Source organism: Polynucleobacter necessarius (genome assembly GCF_900096755.1).
GTDB classification, from domain to species: domain Bacteria; phylum Pseudomonadota; class Gammaproteobacteria; order Burkholderiales; family Burkholderiaceae; genus Polynucleobacter; species Polynucleobacter necessarius_K.
The window spans coordinates 1,384,727-1,404,581 of the sequence record NZ_LT615227.1 but is presented as its reverse complement, the minus strand read 5'-3'; the positions used below and the strand labels follow the sequence as shown (position 1 = coordinate 1,404,581).

The 19,855-nt window shown below is 47.1% G+C and carries 21 protein-coding genes, 1 tRNA gene and 2 pseudogenes; 5 read left to right on the top strand and 19 right to left on the bottom strand.

What is annotated here, in order from left to right; genetic code table 11:
* Nucleotides 1-27: 27 nt before the first annotated feature.
* From pheS to DXE27_RS07320, 12 genes are all read right to left on the bottom strand, one after another.
* On the bottom strand, nucleotides 28-1,074 hold the full coding sequence (gene pheS / locus DXE27_RS07365; protein WP_128113473.1) for a phenylalanine--tRNA ligase subunit alpha: 1,047 nt from the start codon (nucleotides 1,072-1,074) through the stop codon (nucleotides 28-30).
* A gap of 25 nt (nucleotides 1,075-1,099) precedes the next feature.
* A complete protein-coding gene (gene rplT / locus DXE27_RS07360; RefSeq protein WP_128113472.1) occupies nucleotides 1,100-1,465 on the bottom strand; it encodes a 50S ribosomal protein L20 in 366 nt (121 codons plus the stop codon).
* Between the two features lie 25 nt (nucleotides 1,466-1,490).
* Nucleotides 1,491-1,688, bottom strand: coding sequence for a 50S ribosomal protein L35 (gene rpmI, locus DXE27_RS07355; RefSeq protein ID WP_011902674.1), 198 nt, complete (start codon nucleotides 1,686-1,688; stop codon nucleotides 1,491-1,493).
* Nucleotides 1,689-1,826: 138 nt separating this feature from the next.
* Nucleotides 1,827-2,375, bottom strand: a complete 549-nt coding sequence (gene infC / locus DXE27_RS07350) for a translation initiation factor IF-3 (RefSeq protein ID WP_172457124.1) — start codon at nucleotides 2,373-2,375, stop codon at nucleotides 1,827-1,829.
* A 17-nt stretch (nucleotides 2,376-2,392) separates the two neighbouring features.
* Nucleotides 2,393-4,315, bottom strand: coding sequence for a threonine--tRNA ligase (gene thrS / locus DXE27_RS07345; RefSeq protein ID WP_128113471.1), 1,923 nt, complete (start codon nucleotides 4,313-4,315; stop codon nucleotides 2,393-2,395).
* Between the two features lie 98 nt (nucleotides 4,316-4,413).
* Nucleotides 4,414-4,490: transfer RNA gene (locus tag DXE27_RS07340), tRNA-Val, on the bottom strand.
* Between the two features lie 26 nt (nucleotides 4,491-4,516).
* Nucleotides 4,517-6,550: a RelA/SpoT family protein gene (locus DXE27_RS07335; protein ID WP_128113470.1), complete on the bottom strand. Its 2,034-nt coding sequence runs from the start codon at nucleotides 6,548-6,550 to the stop codon at nucleotides 4,517-4,519.
* 16 nt (nucleotides 6,551-6,566) lie between these two features.
* Entirely contained in the window at nucleotides 6,567-7,073 is a 507-nt protein-coding gene (locus DXE27_RS10300; protein WP_331852065.1) for an alpha/beta fold hydrolase, read from the bottom strand.
* Nucleotides 7,039-7,269, bottom strand: a complete 231-nt coding sequence (locus DXE27_RS10295; RefSeq protein ID WP_331852064.1) for a hypothetical protein — start codon at nucleotides 7,267-7,269, stop codon at nucleotides 7,039-7,041. Before DXE27_RS10295 ends, DXE27_RS10300 begins: the two co-directional genes overlap by 35 nt.
* Nucleotides 7,270-7,294: 25 nt before the next feature.
* Nucleotides 7,295-8,398 (bottom strand): cation diffusion facilitator family transporter, encoded by a 1,104-nt coding sequence (locus DXE27_RS09835; RefSeq protein WP_331852063.1) that lies wholly within the window; start codon nucleotides 8,396-8,398, stop codon nucleotides 7,295-7,297.
* A 60-nt stretch (nucleotides 8,399-8,458) separates the two neighbouring features.
* Nucleotides 8,459-9,130, bottom strand: a complete 672-nt coding sequence (locus tag DXE27_RS07325) for a CoA transferase subunit B (RefSeq protein ID WP_128113469.1) — start codon at nucleotides 9,128-9,130, stop codon at nucleotides 8,459-8,461.
* A gap of 56 nt (nucleotides 9,131-9,186) precedes the next feature.
* A complete protein-coding gene (locus DXE27_RS07320; RefSeq protein ID WP_128113468.1) occupies nucleotides 9,187-9,882 on the bottom strand; it encodes a CoA transferase subunit A in 696 nt (231 codons plus the stop codon).
* A 157-nt stretch (nucleotides 9,883-10,039) separates the two neighbouring features.
* Here DXE27_RS07320 and DXE27_RS07315 point away from each other — a divergent pair, with 157 nt between their 5' ends.
* From DXE27_RS07315 to DXE27_RS07300, 4 genes are all read left to right on the top strand, one after another.
* Nucleotides 10,040-11,710 carry an electron transfer flavoprotein-ubiquinone oxidoreductase gene (locus tag DXE27_RS07315; protein ID WP_128113467.1) on the top strand — a complete coding sequence of 557 codons (1,671 nt, stop codon included), beginning with the start codon at nucleotides 10,040-10,042 and terminating at the stop codon, nucleotides 11,708-11,710.
* Nucleotides 11,711-11,784: 74 nt separating this feature from the next.
* Entirely contained in the window at nucleotides 11,785-12,171 is a 387-nt protein-coding gene (gene gloA / locus DXE27_RS07310) for a lactoylglutathione lyase (protein WP_128113466.1), read from the top strand.
* Nucleotides 12,172-12,286: 115 nt separating this feature from the next.
* Nucleotides 12,287-13,159 (top strand): GNAT family N-acetyltransferase, encoded by an 873-nt coding sequence (locus tag DXE27_RS07305; protein WP_231969873.1) that lies wholly within the window; start codon nucleotides 12,287-12,289, stop codon nucleotides 13,157-13,159.
* 9 nt (nucleotides 13,160-13,168) lie between these two features.
* Nucleotides 13,169-13,432: a DUF1289 domain-containing protein gene (locus DXE27_RS07300; RefSeq protein WP_128113465.1), complete on the top strand. Its 264-nt coding sequence runs from the start codon at nucleotides 13,169-13,171 to the stop codon at nucleotides 13,430-13,432.
* A gap of 31 nt (nucleotides 13,433-13,463) precedes the next feature.
* Here the strand turns inward: DXE27_RS07300 and DXE27_RS07295 are convergent, their stop codons facing one another.
* Together DXE27_RS07295 and DXE27_RS07290 are read right to left on the bottom strand one after the other, a co-directional pair.
* A complete protein-coding gene (locus tag DXE27_RS07295) occupies nucleotides 13,464-15,071 on the bottom strand; it encodes an ABC-F family ATPase (protein WP_128113464.1) in 1,608 nt (535 codons plus the stop codon).
* Between the two features lie 106 nt (nucleotides 15,072-15,177).
* Nucleotides 15,178-15,733 (bottom strand): annotated as a pseudogene (locus tag DXE27_RS07290) (queuosine precursor transporter).
* 105 nt (nucleotides 15,734-15,838) lie between these two features.
* Between DXE27_RS07290 and DXE27_RS07285 the strand changes: the two are divergent.
* Nucleotides 15,839-17,034, top strand: a pseudogene (locus tag DXE27_RS07285) (acyl-CoA dehydrogenase).
* A gap of 4 nt (nucleotides 17,035-17,038) precedes the next feature.
* On the opposite strand, the gene mnmH reads toward DXE27_RS07285, so the two are convergent.
* The 5 genes from mnmH to DXE27_RS07260 are packed head-to-tail and all read right to left on the bottom strand — an operon-like array spanning nucleotide 17,039 to nucleotide 19,845.
* Nucleotides 17,039-18,112 carry a tRNA 2-selenouridine(34) synthase MnmH gene (gene mnmH, locus DXE27_RS07280; RefSeq protein WP_128113463.1) on the bottom strand — a complete coding sequence of 358 codons (1,074 nt, stop codon included), beginning with the start codon at nucleotides 18,110-18,112 and terminating at the stop codon, nucleotides 17,039-17,041.
* Between the two features lie 6 nt (nucleotides 18,113-18,118).
* On the bottom strand, nucleotides 18,119-18,538 hold the full coding sequence (locus DXE27_RS07275; RefSeq protein WP_128113462.1) for an acyl-CoA thioesterase: 420 nt from the start codon (nucleotides 18,536-18,538) through the stop codon (nucleotides 18,119-18,121).
* Between the two features lie 22 nt (nucleotides 18,539-18,560).
* Nucleotides 18,561-18,905 (bottom strand): protein tyrosine phosphatase family protein, encoded by a 345-nt coding sequence (locus DXE27_RS07270; RefSeq protein ID WP_128113461.1) that lies wholly within the window; start codon nucleotides 18,903-18,905, stop codon nucleotides 18,561-18,563.
* A 54-nt stretch (nucleotides 18,906-18,959) separates the two neighbouring features.
* Nucleotides 18,960-19,406: a YeeE/YedE family protein gene (locus tag DXE27_RS07265; RefSeq protein WP_128113460.1), complete on the bottom strand. Its 447-nt coding sequence runs from the start codon at nucleotides 19,404-19,406 to the stop codon at nucleotides 18,960-18,962.
* A 1-nt stretch (nucleotide 19,407) separates the two neighbouring features.
* Nucleotides 19,408-19,845 (bottom strand): YeeE/YedE family protein, encoded by a 438-nt coding sequence (locus DXE27_RS07260; RefSeq protein ID WP_128113459.1) that lies wholly within the window; start codon nucleotides 19,843-19,845, stop codon nucleotides 19,408-19,410.
* Between the last annotated feature and the right edge of the window lie 10 nt (nucleotides 19,846-19,855).

Genomic DNA, 19,855 nt, shown 5'->3' with positions numbered 1-19,855 from the left:
ATCTAATATTTCTTAATAAATAATTTGTTATGCAGGAAACTGCGCTAAGAAACGTAAATCGTTTTCAAAGAATAGGCGTAAATCATCTACGCCGTAACGTAACATGGTTAAACGCTCTAAACCAGATCCAAAGGCAAATCCGGTATAGCGCTCTGGGTCGATACCCATATTGCGAAGAACGTTTGGATGAACCTGCCCCGCTCCAGAGATTTCTAACCAACGGCCGGCAAGCTTGCCGCTACCAAAGGCCATATCAATTTCTGCAGAAGGCTCTGTGAATGGGAAATACGATGGACGGAAACGAACTTGTAACTCATTCGTTTCAAAGAAGGTTCTTAAAAAATCGGTATAGACACCCTTGAGGTCTGCAAATGAAACGCTCTCGGCAATCCATAAACCCTCAACCTGATGGAACATCGGTGAATGCGTTGCGTCGCTATCAACACGATAGGTTCTACCTGGCGCAATCACTTTGATTGGCGGCATGACATCAGCGTGAGCGTATTTCTTAACATGCTCGCTCGCATAACGAACCTGAATAGGACTAGTATGCGTGCGCAATAACAAAGGCTTCTCGTTAGAATCTTTGCCATCAATATAAAACGTATCCTGCATTGAGCGTGCAGGATGATTCTCGGGGCTATTTAAGGCGGTGAAATTAAACCAATCGGTTTCAATTTCAGGGCCATCTGCTACATCAAAACCAATGGAGCGGAAGATCTCTTCAACACGCTCCCAGGTGCGCATCACAGGATGCAAGCTACCTACCGCTTGACCACGGCCAGGCAAGGAAACGTCAATAGACTCCGCTGCAAGACGTTGCATCAATACAGCATCAGCCAATGATTGGCGACGCTCTTGTAATGCAGCTTCTACTTGGGTTTTGATTTGATTAATTTGGGCGCCAGCACTCTTGCGCTCCTCAGGCGACATTCCACCAAGCGCTTTTAAACGCTCAGTGAGAACACCTGACTTACCGAGATACTTGGCTTTCGCGTCCTCTAGAGCTGCCGCATCGGCAGCTCCGAGGAAATCACGTTTAGCATCCTCGACAATGTGGTCGAGAGAAACCATTGCAGCTTAGTTTAGAAAACTAAGATTAAGCTGCAGCGTTTACTACGGATTTGATCCGAGTAACCAAAGCAGCAAAAGCCGCTTTGTCAGCAATAGCCATATCAGAAAGCACTTTGCGGTCGAGTTCGATCGCAGCCTTCTTCATACCATTCATGAATAAGCTATAGGTCATGTCATGCTGACGAACTGCCGCGTTGATACGAGCAATCCACAAAGCGCGGAATACACGTTTCTTATTGCGACGGTCACGATACGCATATTGACCAGCACGCATAACCGCTTGCTTAGCAATACGGAATACGTTTTTACGACGACCGCGGTAACCTGTTGCGGCATCGGTAATTTTCTTATGACGGGCTCTTGCTGTAACCCCACGTTTGACTCTTGGCATTTAATTCTCCTAATCTAGTCTGAGGTTAAGCGTATGGAAGCATAGAGCGAATTGACTTAACGTCAGCTTTCGCAACTTCTGTGGAACCACGGAGGTGACGCTTATTCTTTGTGGTCTTCTTGGTGAGGATGTGGCGTTTGAAAGCCTGACCTCGTTTAATCGTTCCGCCTGCGCGAACCGTGAAGCGCTTTTTAGCGCTACTCTTGCTCTTCATCTTGGGCATAAAGCACCCCTTCAATTACTTGTGCAACATAGGTGGTAACCAACGGTTACTCTTCCTGTACCCAGAAGCACTTCAAACTATCGGCGCCTTTCAGCGCCTCCCTACATAAGAAAAAGATAATTCCTGCGAATTGCCTTTTTACTTAGCCTTACGAATGGGGGCCAACACCATCACCATCTGGCGGCCTTCCATCTTTGGAAACTGTTCGACTTGGCCGTACTCAACGAGATCCAACTTCAAACGTTCCAACATTCTGACTCCGATTTCTTGGTGGGCCATTTCACGACCCCGAAACCGCAGCGTAATCTTTGTCTTATCGCCATCTTCCAAAAAGCGGATTAGATTGCGTAGCTTCACACCGTAGTCACCATCATCAGTACCAGGGCGGAATTTAACTTCCTTCACCTGAATGACTTTTTGCTTCAGCTTTGCTTCATGCATCCGCTTAGCTTCTTGGTATTTGAATTTGCCGAAGTCCATGATGCGGACTACAGGTGGAGCAGCCGTAGGAGCAATTTCAACCAGATCGGTCTCCTTCTCTTCTGCTGCAGCCAAGGCTTCACTCAAACTAACTACACCGATGGGCTCTCCATCAATTCCAATCAAACGCACTTCAGGAGTAGTAATTTCCCGGTTAATGCGCTGCAATTTTTCAGTAGCGATCTTCTTAATTCCTCTAAAAAACAATAAAAACCGTTCTAGCCCTAGCTAGGCTCGGGTCCGACTTTCTGGGATATATCCTGCTGGAGTCGGGCAACGAAGGCATCAAGAGGCATTACACCTAAATCCACTCCGCCACGGGCACGAACGGCCACCGTATTACTTTCTGATTCCTTATCCCCTACAACGAGCAAAAATGGGATCTTCTGTGATGCGTGCTCGCGTATTTTATACGTAATTTTCTCGTTCTGCAAATCAGATTCGACTCTAAACCCTTGTTTTTTCAGCAATTGCTGCACTTGTTGTGCATATGCAGCAGAATTTCCTGAAATATTGAGGACTACAGCCTGGGTCGAAGCCAACCAAACCGGCATATTTCCGGCGTGATTTTCGATCAAAATGCCGATAAAACGCTCTAAAGAACCCACAATTGCCCTGTGGAGCATGACTGGAGTCTTACGGCTATTGTCTTCAGCCACGTATTCAGCCCCCAAACGGGCTGGCATTGAGAAATCCACCTGAATCGTGCCGCACTGCCATGTACGCCCAATAGAGTCCTTGAGGTGATATTCGATCTTTGGACCATAAAAAGCACCCTCACCTGGCAATTCTTCCCACTCTTGACCGGAGGCCTTTAAAGCGCCGCGCAGGGCTTCTTCAGCCTTATCCCAGATTGCGTCGTCACCAACACGCTTCGCAGGACGTAAAGCCAGCTTCACAGCGACCTCAGTAAAGCCGAAATCTTGGTAAACAGCACGAACCGCTTTATCAAACGCAGCAACCTCTGATTGAATTTGATCTTCGGTGCAGAAAATATGGCCGTCATCTTGCGTGAAACCACGCACTCGCATCAAACCATGCAAAGCACCTGATGGCTCATTGCGATGGCACTGACCAAACTCACCGAAGCGCAATGGCAACTCGCGGTAACTATGCAAACCAGAGTTATAAATTTGTACGTGACCAGGACAGTTCATCGGCTTTAATGCATAAGCACGATTCTCCGACTCGGTCGTGAACATATTTTCTTTGTAGTTTTCCCAGTGGCCAGATTTTTCCCAAAGACCGCGATCCAAAATTTGTGGTGCTTTAACTTCTTGGTAGCCTTCTTGCTGATACACGCGACGCATGTATTGCTCAACCTCTTGCCAAATCGACCAACCTTTTGGATGCCAGAAAATTAAACCAGGCGCCTCTTCTTGAAAATGGAATAAATCGAGTTGCTTACCAAGGCGACGATGATCGCGCTTCTCCGACTCTTCCAGCATGTGCAAATAAGCGTCTTGATCTTCCTTGCGCAACCAGGCAGTACCGTAAATACGTTGCAACATCTCATTCTTGCTATCGCCACGCCAGTAAGCGCCAGCAAGCTTCATAAGCTTAAATACTTTGAGCTTTCCTGTTGAAGGCACGTGTGGGCCACGGCACAAATCAGTGAACTTACCTTCGGCATACAAAGAAACATCCTCGCCTTGCGGAATACTCGCAATCAATTCTGCTTTGTAGCTCTCGCCCTGCTTCTTGAAAAACTCAACCGCTTCATCACGCGGCATGACGGTACGCGTTACTGGCTCATCTTTTTTAGCGAGCTCAGTCATTTTCTTTTCTAAAGCAACCAAGTCATCTGGAGTAAATGGGCGGTGATATGAGAAGTCGTAGTAAAAACCATTCTCGATCACTGGGCCGATGGTTACTTGAGCATCGGGAAATAATTCTTTTACGGCGTAAGCTAATAAGTGCGCTGTGGAGTGACGAACAATCTCTAAAGCTTCTGGACTCTTGTCGGTAATGATGGCCAGCTGACTATCTTTATCGATCACAAAACTGGTGTCGACCATCTTGCCATCGACGATGCCACCTAATGCGGCTTTTGCAAGACCACTGCCAATACTTTGCGCAACATCAGCAACGCGAACTGGGGCATCAAACTCACGTTTTGATCCATCGGGTAGAGTAACTACAAGCATGACGACTCCATCTTATTTACTGAGCTTCCGTTGTACTTCGATGACCTAAAAATAAAGCGCGGCAGCTTTTGGGCAACCGCGCTTTGGGTCCTATTCGTTGGTAGGCTCGATTGGACTCGAACCAACGACCCCCACCATGTCAAGGTGGTGCTCTAACCAGCTGAGCTACGAGCCTATAACACTATACAGCCATAGAGTTTATCACCGGCGGCGCACTTGGGTGACCCCTTTGACCTCTTCTAGGCTGTTTTGAACCAGGCGTAAGACCTCCGAATCCTTTACCTCCACAGTCAAAAGGATCTGTGCCAGACCCTTTTTGGCCGATTTACGCAGATCGATGACATGAACGCCTTGTCTGGTGAGAATCTCAAAGAGCTCTCGCATCAACTCGGGACGATCCACCCCAGTCACAACCAAATCCGCTGGGAAAACCCGTTTTTGATCCTGACTGACCACCGGATCGGCGGCTGAAGCAGTCCAAGCTGTTTGAATTACCCGCTCTGGCGTCCTTTCTAGCAAACCTCTAAAGGTCTTACAAGAACGTCGATGAATAGACACCCCCCTGCCTTGCGTGACAAATCCTGCAATGGCATCAGGCGGCACAGGTCGACAGCAACGTGCCAACTGAGTTAGCAATGAATCCACCCCAACCACTAGTACATCTCCGCCGCGTCCCGCCTTATGGGTGCTATTACGAAGAATGATTTCAGGAGGGGTTGCAACCACTTTTACTTCTGCAGCTACATCAGCTTTACTCTCGGAAGTTTTTCCAGCGCCACCAGTTTCCTCATCATCGAGCGCATTAAACCAAGCGCGTACGCGTTGACGCGCTCTTTGTGAGCGCACATAGTTTTTATCAGGGCTAATCCAGTCTCTTGATGGACCGCCATGTTTCACTGCAATGATCTCGATGGTTTGGCCGTTCTTTAATGCAGTTTCTAACGGCACCATCGCGCCATCTACTCGCGCACCACGACAGCGATGCCCAAGATTAGTGTGCACAGCATAAGCAAAGTCAATTGGCGTTGAACCCTTCTCCAAGGAAATCACTTTCCCCAAAGGAGTGAGAACGTAAATGTGATCATCAATCTCATGGTGCTTAAGTTGCTCCCATGCATCCTCTTTCCATGAGATCAGTTGACGTGCCCAGGCGATCTGTCTTCCATACGCAACTTCAGCGCTATGCGTACCTTGCTGATGGTTGGCGGTAGGCTTGTTGATTTTTTGAGGGCTTGGTGGCGTCGCCATGCCTGCATATGCACCCTCTTTGTAGCGCCAATGGGCAGCCAAGCCGTACTCTGCCTGCTGATGCATTTCTTGTGTGCGCACCTGAATCTCAAATGCAGTGCCATCTTCATTCATGACTACGGTATGCAAAGATTGATATCCATTAGGCTTCGGTCTTGCTATGTAGTCATCAAACTCTCTTGGCACTGGCTGCCAGACGTTATGCACGATACCTAGCACGGCATAACAAGATTTCACATCAGCAACTAAAACACGAAATGCCCTGACATCGTAAAGATTGGCAAAGTCTAAAGACTTGCCCTCCATCTTTTTCCAAATGCTGTAGATATGCTTGGGCCGTCCAAGAACCTCGCCATCAATTTGCGCAGTCTTTAATTCTTGCTGTAGTTGCAAAACAATTTGATCGATGAATGATTGGCGCTCAATGCGTTTGGCATCTAGCATCTTGGCAATGTCGAGATAAATTTCTGGCGATAAAGCTCTAAATGCTAAATCCTCCATCTCCCACTTCATTTGCCAAATACCCAAACGATTTGCCAACGAAGCATCAATATTAAGAATCTCTTGTGCCCACACTGCAGGCATCCGCATCTTCTCTTGCGTTACCCAGCGTAAAGTCTGCAAACGAGATGCAAGATAGATCAAAACTACCCGCAAGTCATCGCCAAAAGCCAACAGCATCTTGCGCAACATCTCTTCTTGGCCGGAAACACTCAAACCGCCATCGTCGCGTACTAACTTTGCCTGCGCTTGACGCAATCCGCGATAGCCTATTAATAATTTGGCGGGCTCCTCACCTATGAGTTTAATGAGCGCTTCCTTGCCATGTGTGCGCGCAGTATTACTTGCGGCAGTTAAAGTCGCTTCGTCTAAATTAAGGGACTGCAATATTTGTAGGACGCCAGCCGCATGAAATTCTGCTGGCTCGCCATACCAAGCATCAATGATTATTGGTGCGCCGATCGATTTGCTAGGGGCATTTGCCATTGGCAACTAGAAGTAATTAACTAAAGAACTCTTTTGCTAAAGCAACTTGCTCTTGCTTCACAAATGCTGGCGCATGACCAACATTCGGAATCTCAATACTGCGCGCATAAGGATTGACTTTGCACATTTCTGCAACTGTAGCCGCTGAAAGCAAGTCTGAATTGCCGCCACGCACGATGAGCATCGGAATATGAATCTGCTTAAAAGCATGCCACATCGCCATCTCACCAGCTTTAGCCATGATGGGATTGACGGATGCAAACGGTACAGAAATATCGGGGTCGTAATGCATGATCCATTTACCTTCCTTCTGAATCAACATCGGGCCGTTATAGATTTCCCACTCCTGCGCGGTATGTTCACCAAAGCTAGCGCAAATTTCATTTAAACGATTCAATGTATCACTGCGACTAGCAAAAGTAAATGGTTGGCCTACGTAGGAGCCTAGACGCTTAATTGCCTCAGGCTCAATTCTTGGGCCCACATCATTAATCAGCATGCGACGTATGGGTGAATTTGGCATTGCGGCGTACACCATGCCAATAAGTCCACCCGTTGATGTACCAAACCAGTCCACCTGAGTGACGCCGAGTTTTTTTTACCAGCGTAGCCATATCCGAAACATACTGCGGTACGGCATAGGGCATTGGGTTGGCGAGGCGCTCTGAATCGCCCCTACCCACCACATCCGGACAAACAACGTAATAGTCTTTGCACATGGCCTGCGCGAGTGTCTTAAAGTCACTAACCACGTCTTGTTAAGCCATGAACGCAGAGTAAGACCCTGTTACTTGGATTGCCCCACGCGTGATAGGCCATGCGGTGTTTTTCATCGCCACTAGAGCAATCCACATAAAAAGTTTCGCCGTCGTGAAAGACGTTTGCCGCCTGAGCTGCATTATGGATTTCACGACTCACATGATCATGCTCATGGTCGTGATCTTCGCCAACCTCTTCAGGCTGCAGGGTAACGTGATCAATGCCGTGCTTATCTAAAAGCATCGTGTTAATACGGGACATGATCGCAGGCCACTCTCGCATATCAGCAATTTCGATATGGCCAATGAGCGCCGGAAAGCTCGGAGTCATTTCCCAGACGTGCAGATCGTGTACCGCTAGCACGCCAGGAACTTTTCTTAAATCTGTACCAACCTGTAAATAATCAATATGAAGCGGTACGCCCTCCATGAGAAGGTGATACGACTCGTGAAGAATAGAGATGGTGGATTTGAGGATCAGGAGAGATACTAATATCGAAAGAATCGCGTCGATAGGCATCCAGCCTGTTAGCTGAATGACAACACCAGCAATCAATGCAGCGATCGAACCCAATAAATCGCCCATGACATGAACTAGCGCAGCACGAGTATTTACACTCTTCTTATCACGAGACAACACCCAGGCTACAACGATATTCATTAGCAAACCAACTGCTGCAACGACTGTGACCGTGAGGCCATCTACTTTGTGCGGATCATAGAAACGACTAACCGCTTCGACTACGATCCAAACTACTAATGCGAGCATCACAATACTGTTCACAAATGCCGCTAGCGCTTCAGCGCGTCCAAAGCCAAAGGAATGCTTAGGCGATGGTGGGCGACGAGAAATAATTTGCGCCAATAAGGCCAGACCTAAGGCTGCTGCATCGGTCACCATATGACCAGCATCCGAGATCAGGGCCAATGAATTAGCAAAGTAAGCGGCAGCTCCCTCAATCCCTGAGAAACCTAGAGTCAATACCAGGGCAATTAAGAGAAGATTTTGATTGGAGACTTGCTTGCTATGGGTGTGCTTTGTATCACCCTTTTTATGGGCATGCAATGAGGGGTCTGTACCAGAATTCATCTTTGGCACCGAGGGTTTTGAAGAAGAAAAATGGGATCCCGACATAGTGATCCCATTATTTCATTCATCCGGATAAATTGCTTCAAAACCCGTTGTGTCAACAGGGGCGCCGGTCTTAGCAATCACTTCTTCCTTTGTTACACCTGGAGCTAATTCAGTCAACTTCAAACCCTTAGGCGTAATGTCAAGAACACAAAGATCAGTGATGATCTGGCTAATGACGCCTACACCAGTCAATGGCAAGGTGCACTTAGGCAAAATTTTGAGTTCTTCTGTGCCATCTTTCTTTTTGGCGACGTGCTCCATCAGCACTACAACGTGTTTTACGCCTGCAACCAAGTCCATTGCGCCGCCCATGCCTTTAACCATTTTTCCCGGAATCATCCAGTTGGCTAAATCGCCATGCTCACTCACCTGCATCGCACCCAAAATCGCAATATTGATTTTGCCGCCACGAATCATTCCAAAAGAATCTGCGGAAGAGAAAATAGATGAGCCAGGCAAAGTCGTAATCGTTTGCTTACCAGCGTTAATCAAATCTGCATCAATTGTTTCTTCGGTTGGAAATGGGCCTATACCCAAAAGCCCATTCTCGGACTGGAGCCACACCTCCATGTTCTTTGGCACATGGTTTGCTACCAAGGTAGGCATACCAATGCCCAAGTTCACGTAGTAACCGTCTTTTAACTCTTTAGCAGCACGTGCTGCCATTTCATCTCTTGTCCAAGGCATTTCGATCCTCCTAAGTATTTTGTTCTATTGCTGTTTTATGGCTATTGTTCGGGGAATTAAGCTTTTGCTGTCAAGGTGCGTTGCTCAATCCGCTTTTCTGGAGTCTTATGCAGCACCAAGCGGTGTACGTAGATGCCCGGAGTATGGATCTCATCCGGATGTAATTGACCGTTCTCTACGATCTCTTCCACTTCCGCAACTGTGATCTTGCCAGCCATTGCAACAACAGGATTAAAGTTACGCGCTGTGTAGCGATATACCAAGTTTCCTAATTTATCTGCTTTCCATGCTTTCACTAAAGAGATATCCGAAACGATAGAACGCTCCATGATGTATTTCTCACCATCAAATGTTTTCTCTTCTTTACCATCGGCAACTAATGTACCAACACCCGTTTTGGTATAGAAAGCAGGAATACCGCAACCACCTGCGCGTAATTTTTCAGCCAAAGTTCCTTGTGGCGTAAATTCCAACTCAAGCTCGCCTGCTAAATATTGACGTTCGAATTCTTTGTTCTCGCCCACGTAAGAGGCAACCATTTTTTTGACTTGACGGGAATTGAGCAATAAACCGAAACCATCTACACCAGCGTTATTGGCAATGGCAGTCAGATTCTGAGCGCCCAAATCCTTTACCGCCTGAATCAAAGCTTCAGGAATTCCGCAAAGACCAAAACCGCCCACAGCTAATTTTTGTCCGTCTTTTAAGATATCCCGCAGGGCGTCAACAGCCGATGGGTAAGTTTTATTCATAAAACTTTTGTCCTAATATTGCCAAAATGGGTAAAAAAGCAATCATAACGCTTTAGACCCCCAGCCTAGGTGGGTTTGGCACTAGAAGGGATTTTGGCAGTTAGAACTAAACTATTGGGGCTAAATACCCTATTTTGAGATACCTCGGAGAAACTGAATGAATGCTGTAGAACTGCTAGAACAATTTGGGCCTAGAGAGTCCATGGACTATGACCTAGTCGTTGTTGGCGGTGGCCCTGCTGGTCTATCTGCGGCTATTAAAGCCAAACAATTGGCTAATGCTTCTGGCAAAGAGATCAGTGTCTGTGCCTTGGAAAAAGGCTCCGAGATTGGCGCTCACATTCTCTCGGGAGCAGTAATGGATCCCAAGGCACTTACAGAACTCTTTCCCGACTGGAAAGAATTGGGTGCCCCACTCGATACCGCCCTAACAGAAGATCAATTTTTATTTCTCACTGACGACAAATCCTACCAAGTTCCAAACTGGTTGTTACCTCACTGCTTTAAGAATGAAGGTAACTACATTGTTAGCCTTGCGAACGTGACTCGCTGGCTTGGACAACAAGCCGAGAATCTTGGTGTTGAAATTTTCCCGGGCTTTCCGGCTGCAGAAATTCTTTATAACGAACAAGGTGCAGTTAGCGGTGTTATTACCAGCTCAATGGGTTTAGATAAAGAAGGAAATCCTACTGATCAATTTCAGCTGGGTATGGAATTGCGCGGTAAGTACACCCTCTTCGCTGAAGGCGCACGCGGCCACCTTGGCAAACAACTCATTACTAAATTTGCCCTTGATAAGGATGCAGACCCTCAAAGCTATGGCATTGGCATTAAAGAGCTGTGGGAAGTGGAACCCTCTAAGAGCAAGCCAGGGCTGGTAGTTCATACCGCAGGCTGGCCTTTAGAGAGCGACACCTATGGGGGTTCGTTCCTTTATCACCTAGGCGATAACAAGGTTGCCGTTGGCCTGGTGGTCGGACTCTCTTACAAGAACCCATACCTCTCTCCATTTGAAGAGTTCCAACGCTACAAATTACATCCGAAGATTCGTGAAACCTTTGAAGGTGGCAAGCGCATTGCCTATGGTGCACGCGCATTGACTGCGGGTGGATTAAATAGTCTTCCAAAAACCGTGTTCCCAGGCGGCGCTCTAATTGGTTGCGATGCTGGCTTTCTAAATGCTTCACGCATTAAAGGCAGTCATGCTGCGATTAAGACCGGCATGCTTGCGGCAGAAGCTGCGGTTGCGGCAATTAATGAAAACCGCTCTGAAGATGTTCTTTCTGCTTATCCGGCTGCGTTCCAAAATAGCTGGCTACATACTGAGCTAAATCAAGCGCGCAACTTCAAACCATGGATGTCAAAAGGCCTCTACCTTGGCACGATCATGGTTGGTCTTGAGCAAAAGTTATTGGGTGGCAACATGCCGTGGACCGTGCATTTAAAACATGCTGATCATGAATGCCTAGAGCCAGCAGCGCAACACAAGCCCATTGATTATCCTAAGCCGGATGGCAAGATTACTTTTGACCGCCTCTCATCAGTATTTATTTCCAATACGAACCACGCTGAGAATCAGCCTATTCACTTAACCCTGAAGAATGATTCGGTACCAGTGGATATCAATCTCAAAAGCTATGCGGGCCCAGAGCAGCGTTACTGCCCTGCTGGTGTCTATGAGTATGTGGAGACCGATGGCAAGCCGCGCTTACAAATTAATTCACAGAATTGCGTTCATTGCAAAACCTGCGACATTAAAGACCCTACCCAAAACATCATCTGGATCACACCAGAAGGTGGAGGCGGACCAAACTACGCAGCAATGTAATAAACCCAACCCCGACTTCATGTCGGGGTTTTTCATTCGAAACACGATTCAATAAATAGCGTTATATTTATCCCATGATAATCCTGCACACTATGCTTCGCGTTGGCGACTTGAATCGCTCCATTAATTTCTACACAAACGTATTGGGTATGAATGTACTGCGGATCACTGAACGCCCTGAGCAAAAATATTCACTTGCTTTTGTTGGCTATGGCAAAGGTAATGCAGATGGTCAGACTGAAATCGAGTTGACCTATAACCATGGCGTTCATAGCTATGACCTAGGGACTGCCTATGGCCATATCGCCATTGGTGTTCCAGACGCTTATTCTGCATGCGCCAAGATTAAGGCTGCCGGCGGAAATGTTACTCGTGAAGCCGGTCCTGTAGCTGGCGGCGACACCATCATCGCTTTTGTCACCGATCCAGATGGCTACAAAATAGAGCTTATTCAGCGCTAATCGTGGCAAAGCCCGATTCATTTCAATTAGAGATAGTAGATCGCCTAAGCGATATCTCGGCCAATCAATGGAATGCGCTACTCGCGAAAGATGCGGGTCCTTTTCTTCGCCATGAATTCTCCTTTGTGCATTAGAGGAAACTGCTTGCGTAGGCGGTAATACTGGATGGCAAGTTGCCCACCTCACCCTCAAGGATGGCGCACAATTGATTGGGGCTATGCCTCTATATCTCAAGCAACATTCTTACGGCGAGTTTGTATTTGATTGGTCTTGGGCACAGGCATATGAGCAGCAAGGCATGGAGTATTTTCCAAAAGCACTTTGCGCCATTCCATTTACACCAGTCCAGGGCCCAAGAATCCTTGGCGATAAAGATGTCGATCTTGCGACTGTTCAGAAGAACTTAATTACGGGCTTAAAGACTTTAGTTACCCAAAACAATCTTTCCTCGGCACACATCTTGTTTCCAACGGCCTCGGAGGCAAAGGGCTTTCAGGAGCAAGGCTTCATGCTGCGGGACTCAGTGCAGTTTCATTGGCATAACCAGGGCTTTGAGCATTTCGAACAATTTTTAGCGGCGCTGACAATGAAGCGTCGAAAAAACATTCGACGTGAGCGCGAGCAAGTGGCCCGAGAACTGATCAACTTTAGACATGTCCCAGGAGAGTCTTCAAGTGATGCCGATTGGGAGTTCTTTTATCGCTGTTATGAAAACACTTATGTAGAGCATCAATCCAGCCCCTACCTTAGTGAAGCGTTCTTTAAGTTATGGGCGCAGCGCATGCCTGAAAACTTGCACCTCATCATCGCAGAGCGTAGTGGAAATCCAATTGCAGCCTCATTGCTTGTTGTTGACCACATAAACTCCAAAGCCTATGGAAGATATTGGGGTGCATTAGAGCATGTGCCCTGCTTGCATCGCGAACACCAGGGTATAGGAGCTTATGTGGATGAGCTTGCCGAGCACAGTCCCCCTGAAATCGTCTAAAGTACAGCCATGAATTCCGAAGACACCAAACCGAACCTGCAGGATGGCTCGCACTCCCTATCAACCGGGGATAATGAATCGGATTCCCCCTGCATCGGCGTATGCACCACGCTTTACGATGAGATTTGTCAGGGCTGTGGGCGCACACTCAATGAAGTCAGCAATTGGGTGTTCTTTTCCGACGAAGAAAAAACATCTGTATGGAACCGCATTCGCGCCGAAGGAACAGCAACACGCTTTCAGCGGCAAGCCAAAGAAAATAAGCCCGATTAAAGGCTTATTTTTTGATTACTAAGAATTAAGCTTAGCCCTCTAGCGCTTGGCTACGCAAATACTCTTCGTAGGTTCCAGAGTAATCAGTAACCGTACCATCCATCTTCACTTCTAAGATGCGATTGGCTAGAGCAGAAACAAACTCGCGGTCATGAGAAACAAATATCAATGTGCCATCGAATTTCTCGAGCGCAATTTGTAAACTCTCAATGGATTCCATATCCATGTGGTTGGTTGGCTCATCCATTGCTAGGACGTTATATTTTTGGAGCATGAGTTTGCCCCAAATCATTCTGCCCTTTTCACCACCGGAGAGAACCTTTACAGACTTACCAATGTCGTCACCAGAGAACAATAAACGGCCCAGGGTGCCACGAATAACTTGATCGTCGTCGCCTGTATTGCGCCAGTTGTTCATCCAATCCATGAGCAACTCGTCTTTAGCAAACATCTCGGTATTGTCTTGAGGCATGACACCAACGTTAGCGTTCTCGGCCCACTTCACATCACCACTGTCTGCTGCAATACCATCAAAGCGCTTGCTCAAGATGGTCTTGAGTAGTGTTGTCTTACCGGCACCGTTTTGACCAATAATGGCAATCTTTTCGCCAGCCCGTACACCGAGCTTAAAGTTTTTGAAGATAGTGCGGTCGTAGGCTTTAGTCAGTGCATTACACTCAACCGCCATATTGTGAAGTTTTTTCTCGGTATCAAAACGAATAAATGGATTTTGACGTGAAGAAGGCTTCACTTCAACAATCTCAATTTTCTCTAACTGTCTTTGACGTGAAGTCGCTTGACGTGCCTTAGAAGCATTTGCAGAGAAGCGAGCCACGAAAGCTGCTAATTCAGCAATTTTTTCTTTAGCTTTTACGTTATTGCTTAGCTGCTGAGTGCGAGCCTGCACCGAAGCCAGCATGTAGGAGTCATAATTGCCCGGATAAACCTTCAGCGTTCCATAGTCCATATCGGCCATGTGCGTACAGACTTCATTTAAGAAGTGACGATCATGGGAAATGATGACGATGGTGCTCTTAATTTGATTGAGGATGTCTTCAAGCCAATGAATGGAGTGAATATCCAAGTTATTGGTTGGCTCATCAAGCAACAGCACATCTGGATCAGAGAACAAAGCTTGCGCAAGCAATACGCGCAACTTCCAGCCTGGAGCAACGTTGCTCATCAAGCCTTCATGTTGCTCGATTGGAATACCAATGCCCAGCAATAGTTCGCCTGCTTTAGCTTCTGCGGTATAGCCACCGTATTCGGCATACTTACCTTCGAGCTCAGCAGCCTTCATGTAGTCTTCATCAGTAGCATCCGGGTTCGCGTAGATAGCATCGCGCTCTGCAGCAGCTTTCCACATTTCTTCATGACCCATCATCACTACGTCGAGTACGCGTACATCTTCGTAGGCGAATTGATCTTGACGCAATTTACCCAAACGAATTCCAGGATCCAAGCTCACGTTACCGCTGGTTGGCTCGAGCTCGCCACCCAATATTTTCATGAAGGTAGATTTACCGCAACCGTTTGCGCCGATGAGGCCGTAACGGTTGCCGCCGCCAAACTTCACGGAAATGTTTTCAAACAGAGGTTTTGCCCCAAACTGCATAGTGATATTAGATGCTGACAGCACGGATGTTTTCTAGCTTTCTGAAATTCAATAGTTACCCCGAATGGGGGCAAAGACCATTATTTTAACGGCTTAGGGCGCTTTGTTGGCAGGAAGCCAATGCTCTTACTTAGACTTTGACCCTAAATGGGGTGAAATTCGTATGAATATCGTAGAAATCCTCGTTTTCCTTGCGCTTTAGGAAGTTCACGACCCACAATAGGTTAATGGGGTTGCCAGAACCTCCCAGGAGGTTTTAAGGACGTACTGAGCTAGTGCAACCTGAAGGATTTCATGGGTAGACCAAATGCCATAGAAAGCCAGCATATAAAAAAATGAGGAGTCGACCAACTCCCCCACGCCAGTTGAACCCAATCGTGCGCATCCACAAAAAGCGCCCCTGCGTCCAGATTTTCATCTTCGCTAGAACATAGCTGTTAGTTAGACTGCCGCACCAGAATGAGAACATCAAAGCCAAGGCGATTCGCCAAGAGTTTCCAAAAACAGTTTCCAAGCCATGTTGGTAATTGGCCATATAGTCACCGGGGGCCACTGGCAAAGCGATGACAATCTGAGCCATCACTGCGGCAAATGCGAGCGCCAATAAAGTTTGAACACAACAAAACGACTACAAAGGCAGCCAGAATGAGGTCGTAATAGCGGTGGTGGCGTCGAGGCGAGTCCATAAGTCCAGAAAAATGGATAATAGAAACAAGAATATCTGCATTCCTGAAAATTCGCAGGAAGCAGGCCAAAAGTGATGACAAAACCGCATATAGGATGACAAAGCAATGAGTACAAGTAAGGCCAGCTTTAATTGGGCAGACCCCCTCCTTCTCGATACCCAACTCACAGAAGAGGAGCGCATGGTGCGCGATGCAGCCGCAGAATATGCTCAAGGTCGCCTGATGCCTCGTATTCACGATGCCTATCGCAATGAAACAACCGACCCCGCCATCTTCCGCGAAATGGGTGAATTAGGCCTCTTGGGAATCACCATTCCTGAACAGTACGAGTACGGCGGCGCTAATTTGAATTATGTATCTTACGGTTTAATCGCCCGCGAAATTGAGCGCGTAGATTCTGGCTATCGTTCCATGATGAGCGTGCAGTCATCTTTAGTGATGGTTCCTATCAATGAATTTGGTAGTGAAGCACAAAAACAAAAGTACCTTCCTAAATTAGCCAGCGGTGAATGGATTGGTTGTTTTGGTTTAACTGAACCAAACTACGGTTCTGATGCTGGCGGCATGATTACGCGCGCCAAGAAAGTGCCTGGTGGATTTTTATTAACCGGCTCAAAGATGTGGATCTCGAACTCTCCGATTGCCGATGTATTTGTAGTGTGGGCGAAAAATGATGAAGGCATCATTCGTGGCTATATCCTTGAAAAAGGTCTTGATGAAGGGCTTAAGCGCCCCGAAAATCAGCGGCAAGATGGGTTTTACGCGCCTCCATCACTGGTGAAATCGTGATGGACGAAGTGTTCGTACCAGCAGAAAATGAATTCCCTGAAATTGAAGGCCTCAAAGGCCTCTTCACCTGCTTAAACTCTGCGCGCTACGGAATTGCCTGGGGCGCACTCAGGGTGGCTGAATGGTGCTGGTATGCAGCTCGTCAGTACACCATGGATCGCAAGCAGTTTGGTAAGCCACTCGCAGCCAATCAATTGATTCAGAAAAAATTGGCTGATATGCAAACTGAAATTGCTTTAGGTCTCCAAGGTTGCTTGCGCTTGGGTCGCGTGAAAGACGAAGGTATTGCCGCTCCAGAAATCACCTCCATCATGAAACGCAACTCTTGCGGTAAGTCTCTGGATATTGCCCGTATGGCGCGTGATATGCACGGCGGTAATGGCATCTCTGATGAGTATGGAGTGGTACGTCACATGTTGAACCTTGAGGTTGTGAATACCTATGAAGGCACTCACGATATTCACGCACTGATTCTAGGTCGTGCCCAAACGGGTATTCAGGCGTTCAGCTGATTAACTAAGAACCTAGTTTTGTGACGATGGCTTTTGCTGCTTTAGTAAAAGCCTCATCACTATCATTTTCTAGTTGTACAAAATTCTCAATCTTGTATTGCGGAAAATTTCGCACAATCGATGATTGATACGAGGGGTCATAATGTTTTACGAGTAACCCCTCAACCAGCTCCGGAAAATTACCGGCATCAATGGCTTCATTCCATTTGGCGATCTGTACTTTTCCATAATGGGCGGTTAGTAAGGCCAACTTACGCTTGAAGTTATCGGTATCGGTTAAGAAGTGATGGTAATCACGAATCAACCAAGAAACGCGAGTTTCTGGGCTAGATCGAAGCTCTATGCATGCGCCATTGCGGATCTTTTCCATCAAGGCATCAGGTACGTGTAAACCACCAACCTTTTTGCTTTCAGATTCGACATATACAGGCCTAGCAGGAGCTAATGAACGCAATGCATTCCATAGGGCTGTCTCAAATCCTTTTTGGGATGGCTGGTCTTCATTGGGCTCATTGCCAAGGACCGAACCGCGATGCACAGCTAAACCCTCTAAATCGAGAATTTGAGCGCCTAAGGAACCAATCTCTTGCAACACTCTGGTCTTGCCACTTCCCGTCATCCCGCAAATCACCTGAAATGAAAATTGACTAGCGGCAAACTCCAGGCCGTCTATTACCGTACGACGAAAGCCTTGATAACCGCCCTCAAGTTGCTTCGCTTTCAAACCAATGCGATTGAGGATGTGAGTAAACGCACCACTACGCTCACCACCACGCCAGCAATAAATCAGTGGACGCCATTCACGCGGCATTTCCAATAAATGATTTTCAAGGTGGCTAGCAATATTTCGTGAGACTAATGCCGCACCGAGTTTCTTGGCAGCAAATGGAGACTCTTGCTTATATAGAGTACCCATGGTTACACGCTCATCATTACTCAGCACTGGGTAGTTAACCGCCCCTGGAATATGATCAAGAGAAAATTCTGCAGGCGACCTGACGTCAATAATGGCATCAAAGCTATCTAGCTCTGATAGAAATTGGCCTAACTTTAGGATGTGGGGATTACTGGGTTGCACGATGAACTAGCGCAACTTCTCTAAAACATGCTCAGGCCAAGGGGCTGATTTATTCGTTGTGAGATCAACCCACACCATGGTGGCACCACCAATGGCAGCCTCTACGTCAGGTGACGTGGTCAAAGCCATGCTGGTGTAGACGTCCAAGCTGGTTCTGCCTACAGCGCCAATGGAGGTTTTTAAGATCAACTCGCCAGGGAAAGTGAGTTGTTGATAAAAATTACAGAAGCCATTGAGCATCAACATCGATTCACGGCCTGGAGCAACTTCATAACCCATCGCAGCAATCCACTCGCAGCGAGCCTGCTCCATGTAGCGGAAGTAAATAGTATTGTTGACATGACCATACGCATCCATATCACCCCAACGAATGGGCATGATCATTTCATGAACCAGTTTTCTCTCTTCAGGAATCGTGATGCGCATACTTAGATAATGATTTTTTTAATTAACCAAGCTGCAAGGCAAGTTGATACAAGTTTGTAGAGCGTGCACCTGAACGGCAAAAAGCCAATACAGGACCAGGCAGAGTTTTTAAAAGGCGAGCCGTTTCTTGAACTTGGGCAGGTGTAAAAGCTCCTGGAACCACTGGCAAGTAAACGTAGTTCAAACCTAGCTTTTCTGCTTCAGCCTGAATCGACGCATTGGTTGGCTGATCAGGGCCGCCCTCACCATCAGGACGGTTATTAATCACGCTCTTATAGCCTTGTGCGGCAATCTCAGCCAAATGGCTTGGGTCAATCTGACCAAGGGTGCCGAACTGTGCGTTATGACAAGAAATAGGAAGACTCATAAAACCCTCTACATGCAATAAATATGTAATAGGGTTGATTCTAAATCAGGCTTGTTAGGCCTGGGTTGGCTTGTTTCTGTGGGCGGCAAAGAAGCGCTCACAGATCTCCATACCTGCAAGCATGGCGATAACAAACACCAAGGCCTTGACATGCCCCGCACCCATGGCAACCAACGCCGGACCAGGACAAAATCCCGCAATACCCCAGCCCGCTCCAAAGATGAGGCTGCCAATAATTAACGGCTTAGTGATGTCTCTACGGGTTGGAATATGTAAAGCGCCACCAAAAAAAGCTTCTGTTCTTTTGCTGACAATGTAAAAACCACCAAGACCAACCAACACAGCGCCCAACATCACAAACATTAAGGATGGATCCCAGCTTCCAGCTAAGTCCAAAAATCCCAATACCTTCTGAGGATTGCTCATGCCGGAGATGATTAAGCCCCAACCAAAAAGCACGCCAATCGCGTACTGACTAAAAAGACCAAAGTGCTTTTTCATTTCAGAGTCCGATCAGGTGGCGAAGAATAAAAACAGTCACAAAGCCAGCACCCATAAATACAAGGGTGGCAACGAGTGAGCGTGGCGATAAACGCGAGAGTCCGCATATGCCATGACCGCTTGTGCAGCCAGACCCGTATTGAGCGCCAAAGCCCACCAACAGACCAGCAATCACAATTGCAATCCAGTCGGATTCAATTTCTACAACAGGAAATATACCGAAAAATAGTGCAGCCATAAATGGCGCCGAGACCAATCCGAAAACCAAACTTAAACGCCATGCTGTGTCAGTTAATTTTGGATGCAGAAAACCAGAAACAATTCCACTGATGCCAAGGATGCGCCCATGCAATAAGACATACAGAGCTGCAGCAACTCCAAGAATCATTCCTCCAAGCAATGATGGTATTGGAGTAAAGGACATCCAGTCAATTTGCATTCAGTATTCC

Excerpts from the sequence above, each read along its gene's own strand:
- DXE27_RS07335 (WP_128113470.1), bottom strand. The coding sequence starts at position 6,550 with ATGGCAAATGCCCCTAGCAAATCGATCGGCGCACCAATAATCATTGAT.
- DXE27_RS07265 (WP_128113460.1), bottom strand. The coding sequence starts at position 19,406 with ATGAAAAAGCACTTTGGTCTTTTTAGTCAGTACGCGATTGGCGTGCTT.
- DXE27_RS07270 (WP_128113461.1), bottom strand. The coding sequence starts at position 18,905 with ATGAGTCTTCCTATTTCTTGTCATAACGCACAGTTCGGCACCCTTGGT.
- DXE27_RS10300 (WP_331852065.1), bottom strand. The coding sequence starts at position 7,073 with ATGCCAAATTCACCCATACGTCGCATGCTGATTAATGATGTGGGCCCA.
- pheS (WP_128113473.1), bottom strand. The coding sequence starts at position 1,074 with ATGGTTTCTCTCGACCACATTGTCGAGGATGCTAAACGTGATTTCCTC.
- DXE27_RS07260 (WP_128113459.1), bottom strand. The coding sequence starts at position 19,845 with ATGCAAATTGACTGGATGTCCTTTACTCCAATACCATCATTGCTTGGA.
- DXE27_RS09835 (WP_331852063.1), bottom strand. The coding sequence starts at position 8,398 with ATGAATTCTGGTACAGACCCCTCATTGCATGCCCATAAAAAGGGTGAT.
- DXE27_RS07320 (WP_128113468.1), bottom strand. The coding sequence starts at position 9,882 with ATGAATAAAACTTACCCATCGGCTGTTGACGCCCTGCGGGATATCTTA.
- DXE27_RS07315 (WP_128113467.1), top strand. The coding sequence starts at position 10,040 with ATGAATGCTGTAGAACTGCTAGAACAATTTGGGCCTAGAGAGTCCATG.
- gloA (WP_128113466.1), top strand. The coding sequence starts at position 11,785 with ATGATAATCCTGCACACTATGCTTCGCGTTGGCGACTTGAATCGCTCC.
- rplT (WP_128113472.1), bottom strand. The coding sequence starts at position 1,465 with ATGCCAAGAGTCAAACGTGGGGTTACAGCAAGAGCCCGTCATAAGAAA.
- thrS (WP_128113471.1), bottom strand. The coding sequence starts at position 4,315 with ATGCTTGTAGTTACTCTACCCGATGGATCAAAACGTGAGTTTGATGCC.
- DXE27_RS07300 (WP_128113465.1), top strand. The coding sequence starts at position 13,169 with ATGAATTCCGAAGACACCAAACCGAACCTGCAGGATGGCTCGCACTCC.
- DXE27_RS07325 (WP_128113469.1), bottom strand. The coding sequence starts at position 9,130 with ATGCCTTGGACAAGAGATGAAATGGCAGCACGTGCTGCTAAAGAGTTA.
- DXE27_RS10295 (WP_331852064.1), bottom strand. The coding sequence starts at position 7,269 with ATGTGCAAAGACTATTACGTTGTTTGTCCGGATGTGGTGGGTAGGGGC.
- DXE27_RS07275 (WP_128113462.1), bottom strand. The coding sequence starts at position 18,538 with ATGCGCATCACGATTCCTGAAGAGAGAAAACTGGTTCATGAAATGATC.
- rpmI (WP_011902674.1), bottom strand. The coding sequence starts at position 1,688 with ATGCCCAAGATGAAGAGCAAGAGTAGCGCTAAAAAGCGCTTCACGGTT.